17 protein-coding genes are annotated in these 16,572 nt (G+C 39.1%); 1 reads left to right on the forward strand and 16 read right to left on the reverse strand.

Annotation, left to right across the window (positions count from 1 at the left end):
* Positions 1-2 precede the first annotated feature (2 nt).
* Positions 3-755 carry an ABC transporter permease gene (locus tag B7696_RS09735; RefSeq protein ID WP_084863454.1) on the forward strand — a complete coding sequence of 251 codons (753 nt, stop codon included), beginning with the start codon at positions 3-5 and terminating at the stop codon, positions 753-755.
* Between the two features lie 40 nt (positions 756-795).
* Here the strand turns inward: B7696_RS09735 and B7696_RS09740 are convergent, their stop codons facing one another.
* The 16 genes from B7696_RS09740 to B7696_RS09815 all read right to left on the reverse strand — a co-directional run bounded on the left by B7696_RS09740 (position 796) and on the right by B7696_RS09815 (position 16,567).
* Positions 796-1,674, reverse strand: a complete 879-nt coding sequence (locus B7696_RS09740) for a sensor histidine kinase (protein WP_084863456.1) — start codon at positions 1,672-1,674, stop codon at positions 796-798.
* Positions 1,671-2,372, reverse strand: a complete 702-nt coding sequence (locus B7696_RS09745) for a response regulator transcription factor (protein WP_084863457.1) — start codon at positions 2,370-2,372, stop codon at positions 1,671-1,673. The genes B7696_RS09740 and B7696_RS09745 overlap by 4 nt, the downstream gene beginning before the upstream one ends.
* 191 nt (positions 2,373-2,563) lie before the next feature.
* Positions 2,564-3,439 (reverse strand): N-carbamoylputrescine amidase, encoded by an 876-nt coding sequence (aguB, locus tag B7696_RS09750; RefSeq protein ID WP_084863459.1) that lies wholly within the window; start codon positions 3,437-3,439, stop codon positions 2,564-2,566.
* A 9-nt stretch (positions 3,440-3,448) separates the two neighbouring features.
* Entirely contained in the window at positions 3,449-4,534 is a 1,086-nt protein-coding gene (gene aguA, locus B7696_RS09755; protein ID WP_084863461.1) for an agmatine deiminase, read from the reverse strand.
* Positions 4,531-5,658, reverse strand: a complete 1,128-nt coding sequence (gene nspC, locus B7696_RS09760; protein ID WP_084863462.1) for a carboxynorspermidine decarboxylase — start codon at positions 5,656-5,658, stop codon at positions 4,531-4,533. Before nspC ends, aguA begins: the two co-directional genes overlap by 4 nt.
* Positions 5,658-6,917 carry a saccharopine dehydrogenase family protein gene (locus B7696_RS09765; RefSeq protein WP_084863464.1) on the reverse strand — a complete coding sequence of 420 codons (1,260 nt, stop codon included), beginning with the start codon at positions 6,915-6,917 and terminating at the stop codon, positions 5,658-5,660. Before B7696_RS09765 ends, nspC begins: the two co-directional genes overlap by 1 nt.
* Positions 6,914-7,774, reverse strand: coding sequence for a polyamine aminopropyltransferase (gene speE / locus B7696_RS09770; protein ID WP_000366713.1), 861 nt, complete (start codon positions 7,772-7,774; stop codon positions 6,914-6,916). The genes B7696_RS09765 and speE overlap by 4 nt, the downstream gene beginning before the upstream one ends.
* Positions 7,775-9,235, reverse strand: coding sequence for an aminotransferase class I/II-fold pyridoxal phosphate-dependent enzyme (locus B7696_RS09775; RefSeq protein ID WP_084863465.1), 1,461 nt, complete (start codon positions 9,233-9,235; stop codon positions 7,775-7,777). It abuts the gene before it with no gap.
* Positions 9,236-9,784: 549 nt separating this feature from the next.
* A complete protein-coding gene (locus B7696_RS09780; protein ID WP_084863467.1) occupies positions 9,785-10,096 on the reverse strand; it encodes a hypothetical protein in 312 nt (103 codons plus the stop codon).
* A 119-nt stretch (positions 10,097-10,215) separates the two neighbouring features.
* The gene (locus tag B7696_RS09785) at positions 10,216-11,958 is read right to left on the reverse strand and encodes a glycoside hydrolase family 13 protein (RefSeq protein ID WP_084863468.1); all 1,743 of its coding nucleotides are present in this window, start codon (positions 11,956-11,958) and stop codon (positions 10,216-10,218) included.
* Between the two features lie 274 nt (positions 11,959-12,232).
* Positions 12,233-12,859, reverse strand: a complete 627-nt coding sequence (locus tag B7696_RS09790; RefSeq protein ID WP_239822201.1) for a hypothetical protein — start codon at positions 12,857-12,859, stop codon at positions 12,233-12,235.
* 156 nt (positions 12,860-13,015) lie between these two features.
* Positions 13,016-13,897 (reverse strand): diacylglycerol/lipid kinase family protein, encoded by an 882-nt coding sequence (locus B7696_RS09795; protein ID WP_084863470.1) that lies wholly within the window; start codon positions 13,895-13,897, stop codon positions 13,016-13,018.
* 117 nt (positions 13,898-14,014) lie between these two features.
* Complete coding sequence (locus B7696_RS09800; RefSeq protein ID WP_084863472.1) at positions 14,015-14,869, reverse strand: ADP-ribosylglycohydrolase family protein; 855 nt, start codon at positions 14,867-14,869, stop codon at positions 14,015-14,017.
* Positions 14,870-14,895: 26 nt separating this feature from the next.
* Positions 14,896-15,516, reverse strand: a complete 621-nt coding sequence (locus B7696_RS09805; RefSeq protein WP_024058057.1) for an SAP domain-containing protein — start codon at positions 15,514-15,516, stop codon at positions 14,896-14,898.
* A 104-nt stretch (positions 15,517-15,620) separates the two neighbouring features.
* Positions 15,621-15,749, reverse strand: coding sequence for an ADP-ribosylglycohydrolase (locus tag B7696_RS09810; RefSeq protein WP_024058058.1), 129 nt, complete (start codon positions 15,747-15,749; stop codon positions 15,621-15,623).
* Between the two features lie 11 nt (positions 15,750-15,760).
* Positions 15,761-16,567, reverse strand: a complete 807-nt coding sequence (locus tag B7696_RS09815; protein WP_084863474.1) for an alpha/beta hydrolase — start codon at positions 16,565-16,567, stop codon at positions 15,761-15,763.
* Positions 16,568-16,572 lie beyond the last annotated feature (5 nt).

Below are 16,572 nucleotides of genomic sequence, written 5' to 3' on the forward strand. Positions count from 1 at the left end.
TCATGATACATACCATTCAAGCAGACTTTTACCGTCTTTTCCGTTCCAAAGGATTCTGGATTACAGAGTTCATTCTCTTTGTACTCATGTTAATGGGGGCTATTTTTGGGGCTACTGGCCATCTGATGGCAATCCAGACACAAGAGCCAGAAATTCCAACCCATGGCTGGGACGGTGTACAAGCCCTGATTAACGCATCTAGTCAAGGTTCAAACCTCGTTTTTCTCTGCATAGTTCTAGCCTGCCTCGTTCTTGGAGTTGATTTAATCGGCAAACTCTATAAAAATAATTTAACAGTGGGTGTTTCTCGTACCGAGTTTTTCCTTGCAAAAGCCTTTGTACTGACTTGTATTGCACTCTTGCAAGTTATCATCAGCCTTGTGATTGCCTTTATTCCAGCAACTATCTTAAATGGATTTGGCACTATGCCTGATGGCTTTATTGGCAATCTACTGATAACCATTTCCCTTCAATTCCTTTGCCTCCTTGCTTGGCTTTCCATTGTTTCCTTCATCCTCTATGTTAGTCATTCTTATCTTGCGGTATTTATTGGTTATTTGGTCAGCTCTATCATCCTTTCTATGCCAATGCTCATCTTCCCAAGTATCAAAATTTTGCCATATTTATCATTGCAGTTTTTCTATGCTATGACTGCTAATAGTGAATCCATTTTCTATACACTTATAGTTAGCTTAGCTGTTATTGTAATCTTTAATCTAAGTGGACTGGCAGTTTTCAAAAAGAAAAGCCTATAAAAAATGACCTCCTCTAGCCTACAGAGGAGGTTTCTTTTTGTTAAAAATAAATGAAAACCGACAACCATTTCCCATCTGTGCTTAGTTTCATCTCTGCACCGAGAAGATGGCATAATTCCTCAGTGATATAAAGGCCTAAACCAGAGGATTCTTCGGTGTCTGATAGATTTTCAGAATAAAAACGGTTGCTGAGATTTTCTATTTTTTTGATGGGCTGTTTAACAAGGTTTGCAATCTCTAAGACAAGCTGTTCCTTTTCCTTTCTCAAAGATAGACGCGCTTCTTCCTTGCCATGTTTGAGGACATTTCCAAGTAAATTTTGTAAAATACGATCCAGCAAGTCTTCATCAGTCCTCGTTGTTAAACCAGCTTCAACCTTAAAATCAAGTGTGATATTTGCCGCTTGAAAAACATCATAATAAGCCAGAGTCTTTTTGGTAATAAAAGTCGAAAAATCCACTTCTTCCAGTTTTGGTTTGACAGCTCCTTCCATCAAACGACGATATTCAAGGAGAGCCTCCAAACGTTTGGAAACTAAATCAAGATGCTGGGCGATTTTTTGTAGGTTTTCTGTTTTGTTTTCAGGAGACTTTATCAATTGTTGGGTGTAACCTGAAGCGATAGTCAGAGGCGTCCGAATATCATGGGCGATATTGCTGATGGCCATATCCAGAGTCTGCTTTTCCCTTTTCATCACCAACCGAGATTGTTCTACTTCCTGAAATAGATTTTCAATCTGCTGGTAGAGCTGTAAAAAATGTTTGGAAAAAATGCTGACTCCGACTCTTTTCATACTACCCGTAAGAATCTTGTCTTCAATCTGTTGACTCAAGTTTTTAAGTGCTAGATGGTAGCGAATTAATGCAATCGATAAAATAATTAGGAGTACCAGTAGAAAAAAGATTATCATGTAGGTCATTGCTTGTCTCCTTTTAATCTTACCCCAACTCCCCAGATGGTTTCAATATATTCTTGATTTGGGTCAAGCTGGTTTAATTTTTTACGCAGATTACTCAAATGCGTATTGAGAGTATTATCTCCAGGTAGATAGCTCTCCTCCCAGACCAATTCATAAAGTTCTTCCTTGGTAAAAATTTTCTTAGGGTGTTTAAGGAGAGTTTGGAGAATCAAGCATTCTTTCTTAGCAAGGCGAATCGTTTCCTGACTATTTTTGATTTCAAAACTTTCTGTATCAAACTGGATATTTTTCAAGTTTTGTGGCAGATTTTCAGTTTTTCCTATTTCCATAGGCTGTTTTTCTGCGCTTTGGCGTAATTGAACAGTAACTCTGGCAAAGACTTCGTCCAAATCAAAAGGCTTGACGATGTAATCATTGGCACCCTCTAAGAGGTATTGACTGATCAACTTCTTATCGCTCAAAGCCGTTAGCATAATGACTGGAGTTTGACTTTGCTCCCTGATAGTTTTTAAAACCTGATCCCCATTTTTCCCAGGAAGCATGATATCTAGCAAAACGAGGTCAATCCCCCCTTGGTCAAAACGCATGATTCCTTCTGTACCAGAAAAGGCTTGAATTACCTCATGCTCCTCAGTGAGAAGAGTTCGCAAAATTTCTTGAATGTCACTATTGTCTTCAATAACCAATATCCTAGCCATAAATACCAACCTTTCTGCAACTATTATAGCATGTTTTATTGATAAAGCTTAAACAGAAAAGCTCCTCGCATAAAAGCGCGAGAAAGCCTTGGAGGGTTAAAATATAAAATCCACTTACTAGACAACATAGTATCCTTATAGTTGAAAATAAGAAGTTAATCTAGCAGAATGAATCTCTCATTTCTCTCCTACTAGTCCGTAATACGTTGATACTTTTCTGGTCTTCTATCTCGAAACAAGCCCCAGTTTAGGCGTTCGCTTGCTCCCTTATCAAGGTCATAAGTTGCTAACAGAACAGCTTCTCCTTGTCTCTCAGCTTGCTCTAGAATAGCTCCTGTTTCATCCGTCATAAAGGATGAACCGTAGAAGTCAAGACTGGAACTCTGTCCACCATTTTCCTCACTAGGCGTGATCTCTTCCAAGCCATAGCGATTGGCGGCAATAACTGGGACAATATTTGCTGCTGCGTGGCCTTGCATAGTACGTTTCCAGTGACCACAACTGTCTGTATCCAAAATCGGCTCTGAACCGATGGCTGTAGGATAAAAGAGCAATTCAGCACCATTTAACGCAAGACAGCGCGCTGTTTCAGGGAACCATTGATCCCAACAGATGCCGATGCCAATCTTGGCATAGCGAGTATCCCAGACCTTGAAACCTGTGTTGCCAGGTGTGAAATAAAATTTTTCTTGATAATAATGGTCATCTGGTATGTGGGTCTTTCGGTAAACGCCCAGCACTTCCCCATCTGCATCAATAACGGCAATAGAGTTATACAAGACATTGCCATCTTTTTCATAGAAACTGATTGGTAAAACAACTTCTAGTTCTTTAGCAAGAACTTTAAAATGCTGAATAGCTGTATTGTCTGTCACCGACTGGGCATACTGGTAGTAGTCATACTGGCGTTCCTGGCAAAAGTACGGACGTTCAAACAACTCGGGTAAGAGAATAATTTGTGCGCCTTGTCCTGCAGCCTGACGTACTAATCGCTCTGCTGTTTGAATATTTGTTGCCACATCTTTGGCACATTGCATCTGAATGGCTGCAACTTTTACATTTCTCATCTTTTTCTCCTATTCTGGGATTTGTTGGGTGATACAGTGGATATTGCCACCACCTAAAAGAATATCTCTGGCTGGTATTCCGACAACTTTACGGTCTGGGAAACACTTACTGAGGATATCTAAGGCTACTTGGTCATTTACGTCTTGAAATTGGGGAACAAGGACAGCCTTGTTGGCGATATAAAAGTTTACGTAGGAAGCTGCTAGTCGTTCACCTGCGTATCGCTCTTCTTCTCCTTCTTCATAGATGTAGCCTGGCAAATCCTCTTCGGTTACAACCTGACGAATAGCTGGGATAGGAAGCTTATGAATGGTGAAGTGACGACCTTTTGCATCTGTTTCTTGCTCTAATAGTTCGAGATCTGCTTTTGACATGGCATACTGAGGATCGCTTTTGTCGTCTGTCCAAGCCAAGACAAGTTCTGCAGGACCAACAAAGGCTGCAACGTTGTCAACGTGTTCATTGGTTTCGTCCTGATAAATACCATAAGGAAGCCAAATAACTTTTTCAGCGCCTAGATAGTCCAATAATCTTCTCTCAATTTCTTCTTTACTTAGATGAGGGTTGCGACCAGGACTAAGCAAGCAACTTTCAGTCACGAGAATGGTTCCTTGGCCATCGCTATGGATTGCTCCGCCTTCTAGGACAAAAGGTTTGGCATCATAAACAGGCATTTCCAAGGCCTCGGCAAAACGACTAGCTACTTGGTCATCATCTTCATAGTTTTGGTAGAGACCATCAACAGCTCCACCCCAAGCATTGAAAGACCAATCCACGGCTAATTTCTGGCCTTTATCATTGACAAGAATAGTCGGACCAGTATCACGCGCCCAGGCATCATTGGTGGGAATATCTAAATAAACAACGCTATCTCCAAGGTAGTCTTGGGCCTCAGATAGATAATCCTGCTCCACCAAAAGATAGACTCTTTCCCCTTCTGCTATGGTTTTGATAATCTGGCTAAATGCTGCTTTAGCAGCTTTTCCTTGAAAAGGCCATGATCCTGGTCGAGCCGGCCATATCATGAGGGTACCATGATGGGGTTCGTACTCTGCTGGCATGCGATAGCCTAATTTTTTTGGACTGACCATCATGATAATCTCCCTTTAAAATCGTGATAGCCGAAGGCTTTGACTAAGCTGCAATCACCTTGCTCGTCCATGAGATAGAGACTTGGCAATCCAATACCATTAAAGGTATTATTTTTAACAAATGAGTAAATAGCCATGTCTTCAAAATAAAGTCTATCACCGATTTGGACTGGATTTTCAAAACTATAATCACCAATTACATCGCCCGTCAGACAGGTATTAGAAGAAAGTCTGTAGGTATGGGCTTTTTCCTGTGCCTCAAAGCCATTTCTCAAAGGTGGACGATAGGGCATCTCAAGTACATCAGGCATATGGCAGGTCGCAGAGGCGTCTAAAACCAAGATTTCCATACCGTTTTCTACAATATCCAAAACTTCAGTTGCTAGATAACCCGCATTGAGCGCAATGGCTTCACCCGGCTCGATATAAACTTCAAGATTGTAAGTTTCTCGGATACGCTTGATTTCTGAAATCAGCAAATCTACATCGTAACCTTCTCTTGTGATGTGGTGTCCTCCACCCATATTGAGCCATTTAACTTGATGCAAATAGGAACCAAACTTCTCTTCTACTGCTTTCAAAGTTGTTTGTAAATCATCTGCTCCCTGCTCGCAAAGGGTATGAAAATGAAGACCATCCACTAAATCCAACAAATCACTAGGAATCTTGTCTGAAGTTACTCCAAAACGGGAGCCAGGTGCACAAGGGTCATAGAGCGCGTGGTCACCCTGTGTTGAACATTGAGGATTGAGACGTAAACCAACACTGACACCAGCCTCCCGACAACGGGCCCCATGTTTACGCAACTGTCTCTCTGAGTTAAAGACGATATGGTCCGTTATCTCTAGCAATTCCTCCAAGTCTGCATCCTTAAAAGCAGGTGCAAAGACATGGACTTCACCTGGGAACTCTTCTCTAGCTAGCTTGGCCTCATAAAGACCACTGGCTGTCGTACCAGATAGATACTGGCTAATCAAGGGATAGGTTTTGTAGAGGGAGTATGCCTTCTGGGCAAGTAAAACCTTGCAACCAGCTTCTTCTTGAACATATTGTAGAATGCGGCAGTTTGCTTCTAACTTGGTCAAGTCAATGACATAAGCTGGAGTTGGTACTTGTTCTAACTTCATCAGTCCACCATTTGTGGATTTTCAACCACAACCCATGGCAAACCATACTCATTCAAAGCTTCCATGAATGGATCTGGATCCAATTCTTCAAGGTTATACACTCCAGCTTGTTTCCAAGTACCGTTCATAACCAATTTTGTCCCAATCATGGCTGGAACGCCTGTCGTGTAAGAAATGGCTTGTGAACCAACTTCTGCGTAACATTCCTGATGGTCGCAAACATTGTAGATGTAGATGGTTTTTTCAACGCCATCTTTGACACCTGTAAAGATACAACCAATATTGGTTTTACCAACAGTACGTGGGCCAAGGCTGGCTGGATCTGGAAGCAAGGCTTTCAAAAATTGAATCGGAACGATGTCTTGTCCATTGAAGTTAATGGTATCCGTACGAAGGAGACCGACATTTTCCAAACATTTCATGTGCGTCAAGTATGATTGACCAAAGGTCATAAAGAAACGAATGCGTTTGACACCTGGAATGTTCTTGGCCAATGATTCGATTTCTTCATGGTGAAGGAGATACATGTCTTTTTGTCCAACTTGAGGGAAATCATACTCGCGCTTGATTGACATAGCTTCCACTTCGACCCATTTTCCATCTTCCCAATAAGAACCCGGTGCTGAAACCTCGCGTAGATTAATTTCTGGGTTAAAGTTTGTTGCAAACGGATAACCGTGGTCACCACCATTACAGTCCAAAATGTCGATATAGTGGATTTCATCAAAATAGTGTTTGAGAGCATAGGCAGAAAAGACGCTGGTCACACCTGGGTCAAAACCAGAACCAAGAAGGGCGGTCAAGCCAGCTTCTTTGAATTTCTCCTGATAAGCCCATTGCCATGAGTAATCAAAGTAGGCTGTAAATCCAAGTTCTTTACAACGTTTCTCATAGATAGCACGCCATTCAGGATCTTCTGTATCCTCAGCCTCGTAGTTAGCAGTGTCGATATAGTGGACACCTGTAGCCAAACAAGCATCCATAATGGTTAAATCTTGATATGGTAAAGCTACGTTCAAAACAGCTTCTGGTTTGTAGCTTTCAATCAGGGCAATCACTTCTTCTACCTTGTCAGCATCAAGAGCAGCTGTCTCAATCTTTGTACTTGTTTTGCCTTCTAGCTTCGCTTTCAAGTCATCACATTTTGACTTAGTACGGCTAGCAATCATAATTTCTTTAAACGTTTCGCTATCTTGGCAAATCTTTGAAATAGCAACTTTGGCAACGCCCCCACATCCAATAACTAATAAACGACTCATTTTTTTCCTTCCTCTTCTTCTAAAATGTCCTCAACATACTTGGGCAACATAAAGGCTCCCACATGTAAGTTTGCAGTATAGTATTCTGTGAAAAGCTGGCGTTTTTTCCAGCCTTCCTTGTCAAAATCTTTGACAGGGTGGTATTTTTTCGATGCAAATCCAAACAACCAATAGCCCGCTGGACTGGTTGGGATATGTGCCTGATAAACCCGACTGATTGGAAAGGCTTGATTGACCTTGCGGTGCATGCTTCGGCAAGCTGACTCATCCTCGTCAAAGAAGGGGCTCCCATGCTGATAGATCATGATTCCGTCCTCTTTCAAGGCTCTGTAACTATTTCCGTAAAATTCCTTGGTAAAGAGACCTTCCGTATGTCCAAATGGATCTGTCGCATCGTTGATGATAATATCGTAGTCATCTTCACAGTTTCGCAAAAAGCGTAGTCCATTTTGGTAGTAAATGGTAACACGAGGATCGTCTAGCCCTGCGGCAAAATCTGGAAAATACTCACGACAAACCTCAACCAACATCTCATCAGGTTCTACAATATCTATTTGTTCCAGCTCAGGATAGAGTGTTAATACTTGGGCAACACCACCGTCACCACCCCCAATAACCAAAACTTTCTTGGGATTTGGGTGGACAGCCATGGGAACGTGGACGGTCATTTCATTGTAGACAAAATCATCCGCATCTGAGAATAAAACATGCCCATTTAAAATCAAAATCTTTCCAAAAGCTGGCGTATCTAAGACTTCGATATCCTGCCATTCACTTTTACCAGCGTAGAGTTGCTTGGCTGTTCTCAGGGACAATTTGACATCTGGAGTATGAACTTCAGAAAACCATAAATCCATCTAGTTCTCCTTTCTCTTAATGACGTTGATGTGATTGACCTCTGGATCTTCCGTCCCTTGGAGGGAGCAACCACGTTCCTTGGCAAATTGGATATAGTCGACAATTTCTCGTGTAATGCGTTCACCAGGAGCCAAGATAGGAATCCCTGGAGGATAGCACATGACAAATTCACCACAGACTTGTCCAACAGACTCATCCAAGGTCAAACTTTTTCTCTCTGAATAGAAGGCTTCTTGTGGAGACAGCACTAACTCGGGCTGAATATATTCTCCAGCTATTAAGTCCTTCCCATCTCGTGAATAGAGTCTCTTGATATCAGCCAAAGCACCGACTAAGCGCTCGATGTCTTGGATGCGGTCACCAATCGAAATATAGGCCAAGATATTGCCAATATCACCAAACTCGATCTGAATGTCGTATTCATCTCGTAGGAGGTCATAAACCTCGATACCTGTTAAGCCAATACCCTGAGTGTAAACTGACAACTTAGTTACGTCAAAATCGCAAACCGAAACACCATCTATTAACTCTTTTGAGTAGGCATAGTAACCACCAATGGCATTGATTTCACGACGAGCGTACTCGGATAGCTCAATGACCTTCTCAAACGACTCTTTACCACGAAGGGCCAAGTTGCGACGTGAAATATCTAAACTAGCCATCAACAAGTAAGAGGCGGATGTTGACTGGGTCAGGTTGATGATCTGACGAACGTACTCAGGATTCATCTGCTCCCCGATTGAAAGAAGCGAACTTTGTGTCAAACTTCCACCAGACTTATGCATGGAGACTGCTGCCATATCAGCACCTGCATCCATAGCAGAAATTGGAAGTTTATCAGTAAAATGTAAGTGTGCTCCGTGGGCCTCATCTACTAAAACCATCATGCCAGCTTCATGAGCCATTTCTGTCAACCCCTTTAGGTCTGAACAAATGCCGTAATAAGTAGGATTGTTAATCAATATTGCCTTGGCATCTGGATGGTCCTTTATGGCCTGTGCTACTCGGTCATTTTCAAGACCTAAAGCGATACCAATCTTAGGATCCACACTCATCTCGATATAGATGGGAATAGCACCACATAGAACCAGCGCATTGATGGCAGATTTATGGACATTACGTGGCAGAATAATCTTATCTCCAGCCTTGCAGGTGGAAAGAATCATAGTCTGCACCGATGAAGTTGTTCCACCAATCATGAGAAAAGCATGGCTAGCTCCAAAAGTATCTGCCGCCAGCTCCTCTGCATCCCGAATAATCGAAATGGGGTGACCAAGATTATCCAAGGGTTTCATCGAATTGACATCAATGCCAACACATTTTTCTCCTAGCAGTTCGACAAGTTCTGGATTTCCTCGTCCACGCTTGTGACCTGGTACATCAAAGGGAACAATCCGTTTCTTGCGTAGCTTGACCAAGGCCTCATAAATTGGGGCTTGGTTTTGATCTAACTCTTTCAAGACATACTCCTTTCCATATTTTTAGAACCTCACTATAAATAAGGAACTAAAGGATACTTATGAAAAAAGAGCAGGTTTTCACCTGCTCTGCAATCTTCTGACGTTTTTATGTTTGTTTCTTTTGAGTATGTCTGTTCCTGATGTTTCCTAACTCTCTAGTAGCAAATATTACGTACTTTATTGATCGTTTCACAAGATGACGTGTGCTTTCACCACACTAAAAATTTATGAATTAGGACAAGTGTCCTAACATCAACTTATAAAAGTAGGCTTTTAACCCTATCAATAATGTGGCTTTTCAACCACGCTTCGGCATTCAACCCTGCCTGTCCGTAGGCATTTTTTACTCGGGTTTATATTTGCTAGAAAACATCATCTCATTTTCTAAGCTTTAATAATATAACATACTTTCAACACTCTGTAAAGTACTTTTTTGAAAAAATATCTATTTTTGTTCGGAAAAATAATATTTTATATAGATTTGTATAAGTTGTATAATGTGAAAGCGGATATAAAAAGAACTAGTCCACTAGTTCTTTTAAATGTATCTTAACGAATCTTATGCTTATTCATTTTTTGTTCAAAGATAGTCGTGATAATTTGACGCAATTCTTCGCGTTCTTTTTCTGGAATCTCACCACTTGTTTGAGCTGCTGCGTAGAGTTCAGGGTGTTCAACAGAAATTCGTTTGATCGTACGTGTTGTTGCATGTTTTCTGACGAAAAATGGAATTTTTTTCACTAATTCTTGAGGGACTAGAGCTAGAATTTTAGCAGCAGTTTCCTTGTCACTAATCTTAGACGTCGTAAGTCCCTTCTTAATCATTTCCTGTTCTTTTTCTGTAAAATCTTTTAATTCCATTCGATAAATCCTCCTATTTTCTCTATGTTAAATTATATACCAATTGTAGCAAGACGACAAATAGTCTGTTTGTAAAATGCTCTCGATACTACAATTTTCCTGACGCTCATGATTGCTCTTTAATGAAAAATCACAAATCCTTTTGGAGAGATGACAAGCTGATTCTCCAATTCTTGGCAATTGCTTACTAGTGCTACTGCTTCTTTCTCTAAAAGATAGTCTTCTTTGGACTGGTTAAAAATCGCTTTGAGGACCTGTCCATCGTAATTCCATTGCAAGGTTAGTACATCAGATTTGATTTCTTGGAGGCTATACTTGCCATTCTGAATTGTTGCTGAGGCATGTTTGCGAATCTTGATTAGATTCTTGATAAAGTTCAGCATATCATTGTCACTTGATACACGTTCCCAAGGCGTACAACGACGACAATCTGGATCTGGTCCTCCTGTCAAGGATAACTCTGTTCCGTAATAGATACACGGTGTTCCCTTTTGTAAAAAGAGAAAGGCTAAGGCTGATTTAACCAGTTGAACGTCTTCTTTGGCCGTCCACAAGATTCTCTCTGTATCATGAGAATCCAAGAGATTAAACATCACTTCTGAAATCTGCTGCTTGTAGTACATAGACTGACCATTGATTTCATCGATGAACTGGTCCATCTTCTTAATACCACGTAAGAAATAGTCCTTGATGCTATCAGATAAAGGATAATTCATGACCGCGTGGAATTCATCGCCATTTAACCAAGGCTGAGACGTATGCCAGACTTCTCCAAGGATATAAAAATCAGGTTTTTTAGCTAGAACTGCCTTGCGAAAATCCTTCCAAAACTGATGATCAATCTCATTAGCCACATCCAAACGCCAAGCATCAATATCGAACTCTTCAATCCAATAAGTCGCAACCTTTAAAAGATACTCCTTGACCTCTGGATTAGCTGTATTTAGCTTAGGCATATAGTCCTCAAAACCAAAAGCATGATAGGGTAAGTCTCTCTTATTAGCAAGTTTTTCAGTCGTCACTGGGAATTGTTGAATATGGAACCAATCCTTATAAGCAGACTGTTCACCATTTTGGACAACATCTTGCCATTGAGGCGATTGAGAACCAATATGGTTAAATACAGCATCCAGCATAATTTTCATGCCACGTCGATGAGCTTGCTCTACCAGTTCCCGAAAGGTCTCCTTGTCCCCAAAATGACGATCAATTTCAAAGTAATACGTCGTATTATACTTGTGATTGCTCGTAGATTCAAAGATGGGACAGAGATAAAGACCAGTAATGCCCAAGTCTTGCAAGTAATCCAGATGGTCAATAATCCCCTGTAAATCACCACCAAAGAAATCATCACTTTTAGGTGTGATAGAGGAATCCCAGTCTAATGTCCCTTCTGGGTTTAATCGAGCATTTCCTTTGGCAAACCTCTCAGGAAATATCTGATACCATACCGTGTCTGAAACCCAGTCGGGAACCTGACAGGCATCGATCTCATGAATATAAGGCAACTTAAAGCCATTACCAATAGCATGAAGATTTTCTAGAGAATTTTCAACGCAGCCTTTATCGCCGTACAAAATGCTTTGGCCTTCTGTATCCGTGACTTCAAAGAGATACTGGATACGTGCAAAGTCAACGGACACTTCAACCTGCCAATAGTCAAATAAAGCGTCAGAAGTCATCTTGGCCATTTCTTTTGTATCTTGATAAAACTCCTCTATAAAAATAAAAGGATCCCCATAATGCAAGCTGATACTTTCAATATCCCCTTTCTTAGTACGAATCCGAATATGAAGTTTTTTATACTTGTAAAGATAGGCAAACTCCGATTCTGCCCTATGGTAAATAGCACTTAATTCCATCAATTTGTCTCCTAAATTTTTAATCTATTTTTACGCAAACGTTTTCAAAGTTAATAAATCCAGTATACTATTTTTGTAGACTATTTGCAAGAATGGTCCATTTTTAAAAGAACTATCTTTTTAAGTATACAAAAAAGCCTCAAAAAGGCTTTGAATTACTACTATTGATTAGAAGGATATAAAGTTTTCAAGTATGGTACAATCTATTCAAATTTAATTAGTAATTTTGAATTCCAATTTCATATAGACTCAAGATAGAAAAGAAGACATTTAATTAATCTTTGTTATCTCCTAAGAAAATCATAATTGCTTGTCCATCAACTCCAGAATTATACATAGTCCAGTATATAGATTTTGTTTCAAATGCAAGTTTAGCCTCTGCATACAATGGTTTTGCAATTTTCATTATATTACTAATATGTTTATTTTCAAATTTTAAGTTTTTAATGCCAAGATATTTATCTATATCTAGTAGACCAAGTTGAAATTCATCGTATTGGCTTGCTATATGACTGTATAAAAATTTATTCTTTTCTTCTTTAGAAGATTGATAGATATTACTATAAAAAGTACTATCTCTATTTCTTACACCATCTTTAATACTCTCAACTAATTGATTATAATCATAAGACATAAATTCAATTAATGATTCAATTTCAGCCTTTACTTTATTTTTACTTTGTCCAACTTGTAAACACCGCCATTCACCCGTTTTTTCTTTACCAAATAATGCCCAAACTTCATGACCAACTATGGGGAATTTAATGAGCTTTTGGTTTATTATACTCCTATTGTTTAATTCCTTCCTGGAAAAACACATAGTTTCTTTAAAATGATTCTTTAAAAGTTCTTCATCGTATAACTTTGGAATAAATTTATTATAACTTTCTTTGTCTTTCATTTTTTCTTATAACTTCTCCTGATTTTTATATAAATCCATTATCCAATTATTTTAAACGACATGTTAATTTTACAAAATTTAGCAAATCTTACAAGTAACTACTTTCGTTGATATAGAACTTAATTTCGTTGTGAATAATAAACTAATTTTTACCTTCTAATCTTTCGGTTTTGAAAATACTTCTACTCGCTGAGCTAGGACTTTGATTGCTACAGGTAGGTTATCTGACTTATCACCGTCAACATCTGACTCTAATTCACTATCTGAAGAGATCTTAATATTACGCGCTCTGATATACTCAATATTATCATTGCCGACAACATCTCCTTTTAGTAAATCAGGAATAACGGATAATTTAGAGAATATAGAAGCATCTTTAAGAATCAAAATATTGGCATAGCCGTCCTTGTTTTCTTCAAAGATTTTTTTGTCAGCGAAGTAATTTGTCAAGAGAACCAAAACATGGCTAGCTTCACCAACATAATTTCCATTCTCTGTCTCCACCTTAATGTTAAAGACCTGATCCGTCATGACAGACTTCATGGTATTTACAGCATAGGCTAAAATACCGAATTTTGTCTTGTCCTCGATTTCAACATTGTGAATCGCCTCTGGAAGAGAACCGATACTAAAGATATAACCAAAATAATTGTCATTTGCTTTACCGATATCAATCTTATTGGTTAAGTTGAAATCCAGTTCATCAATAGCGCCATCGATGTCTTGATTGATTTCCAAAAGTTTTGTAATGAGGTTACCCGTCCCACCAGGGATAATACCTAACTTAGGAATGTAGTCTCTCTCAGCAATTCCCGAAATGACTTCGTTTACAGTCCCATCCCCACCAAAACACACCACTGCATCGTACTGCTCACGAGACGCTTCTTCAGCAAAATGTGTTGCATCCAGCGCTTTTTCAGTAATTTTGGTTTCAACATATTCAAAGTATTCTTTGGCTTTATTTTCCAGCTTTTCTTTATAATCCAGAGCCTTCTCCCCACCAGAGGTAGGGTTGATAATTAACATTGCTTTTTTCATTGATTTTCTCCTTAATATTCATAAAAAATGTTTATATTTCATCGTACGCAAGTAAATGTACTACCATTATACAATGAAAATGCAGAAAAGAGAAATATGACGTACTGGAGATTGCTTTTATTTTATATCAACCTTATTATCCCATCGGCTGAGTACATCCTTTAAGGGGTCATCCAAGTAAGAGTATGCTTTTTCCTTTATCCAATCAGGAATACCATAAGCTGCCTCTGCTATGCTGCCAGTGATTGCAGCAAGTGTATCACTGTCGCCACCAAGTGAGATAGCGTTTCTTATCGCATCTTCAAAGTCTGTACTTTCAAGAAAGGCAATAATGGCTTGAGGGACAGTTTCCTGACACGTTTCGTTGAAACGGTATGTAGGGCGAATTTCATCTAAAGTTTGAGATAGATTGTAGCCGTATTCCTTCTCAATATAATCCTTAATCCGTTTTTTACATTCGGTAGGATTGTCGTTAATTGGTTGCTCATAATCTCCGCAATAACCTCCAAAGTAATAACGACACAGAAAGATAGCATCAGTTGTCGCCATGGCTCCTTTGATACCTTCTGGATGATTATGGGTGACTTCTGCTGAAAGTCGTGCAAGCTTTCTAGTTGATGGTGTCATACCAGTTCTTGCACAAAAGCCACAGTCCATAAGCCAAGCACAGGGAGAAACACGCATAGCAGATCCATTTCCAAAGCTATTATAAGGATCACGGTTATCGCTGTTTAGCCATGCATTAAACCGAGCACCATAATCAGCATCAGGATACATTCTACCATATTTCTTCATCGTGTCAATGAAGTCGTCTTTTTGTCCCCCATTCATAATCGCCTCTGCAACAGCACAGGTCATAACCGTGTCATCTGTAAAAAAGCAATCCTTCCGAAATAAAGGAAAGTCCTTTGTTTTAATATTGTTCCATTCGTAAACAGAACCGACAATATCTCCAATAATTGCTCCTAGCATAAAATTCCTCCTTGTGAACTCTTGGTTTAGACTGATATATACTCGTTTATTTTATCAGCATATTCAGTCAAAAGATTCTTTGAATAAATTTTTTCAGCTTTTGAATTTCTAACTTCTTTCCAAAGAATAGAAGCTACTTTTAACTTGTTTGAGTAATTACGACTATTTTCGTCTGCACAGAAATCCTTTAAAAATTGATTCCATTGACAAACTGAATGGTCATACTTGGCATAATCTGAATTTCCATAATAAACTTTTAGCATATCTTGGATTGTAAAACTCAAATCATTTTCTCTTTTTACTTTTCTCCAAGCTGTAGCCATATCAGCAGTAAATTTAAAGGGCGAAACATCTGTTAAAGTTGAGAAATATTCTCTAAAGTCTGCATTAAAGGAGAATCCACATTCAAGTAAGGGCGTATCTAAGGCAACGACTTCTACTTGTTTCTTTTTCCTTTTTATTGATGATTTTTTAATCAACTTCCCCTTAAAGTACTGCTCAATAATATGATTGAGTTCTTGTTTAGTACCCCTATATTCAAGCCCTAATGACTTGCATATCTGTGAAAGTTCATCACGGTACCAATAGTATTTTTTGAACTCATCAAAGGATGCGATTTTATCAAACTCAGGTCTGCTTTCTATCAATATAACACCTCCTTAAAACCAATTTAGGTTGTCATATCAAAATAATGGAGTTTTAGTTTCTTTATTTTGAGGATTAGCTACGTTTCACTAACAAGCTTACACATTCAACGGTTCGGACTTACCGTATCATCCGTGAAAAAACAATCCTCAAGAAATAAAGGAAAATCCTTCGTTTTGATATTGTTCCTTTCGTAAACAGAGCCGACAATATCTCCAATAATTGCTCCTAGCATAAGATACCTCTTTATGGCATATCGGATTCGTTACACATTTCTAATGAATCACTCTTTAAAAATGGCACCACCAAATCAATCCACTCATAAGGCAGGTAAGCTGATAAATAACCGTGATTATAACCCTTTGCTTCATGCAAAATTGTATTTGAATGTAGCTGATGAAATAATTTCGCTGATTCTTTCACACAGTTCAATTCTTTTTCACCATAGATATACAGAACCTGAGCCTTGCTAGCAGAAATCATATCTTTCAGCTTGTAATGCCCCATATAGGTTTTGTAAATGGTCACCAATGTTTTAATAGGCGTCCTTGGCAGATCCTCCAAATAATAAGCTTTTATTTCCTCTGGATAAGCCAGTTTAGGATAGAGTTTGTTCATCATGCTTAACTGAAGTTTGCAAGAGAATTTATTGAACATCAATTTACCAAATAGAGACACTAGAAAGATGCTGATTTTAGCTAACCTTGGTTGAGGAATACAGAGGCTTCCGTCTATGATGGCCTTCTCAGCAATTTCACTATCTAAAGATAAAAGCTCCATGGCAATTTGACCACCAAGTGAAACACCACCGATTGCAAACAATTTCCCACCACAGTTTGCTTTGATATAGTCTAGAATCTCCAAAGCAGAATCTTCAGTAGAAACATAATCAAGTTGATATTCCTCTCCGTGGCCATTCAAAGTGGGTAGAATAATACGGTATTCTTCTGACAGGATTCGTGCTTGACGAAGATAATTCCACCAAGAACTGCCACCACCATGTATCAGTAAAATAGGAGGCAAATTCTTATTACCAAATTCATGGAATTTCATGTTTA

Source organism: Streptococcus mitis (assembly GCF_002096815.1).
GTDB lineage: Bacteria > Bacillota > Bacilli > Lactobacillales > Streptococcaceae > Streptococcus > Streptococcus mitis_AD.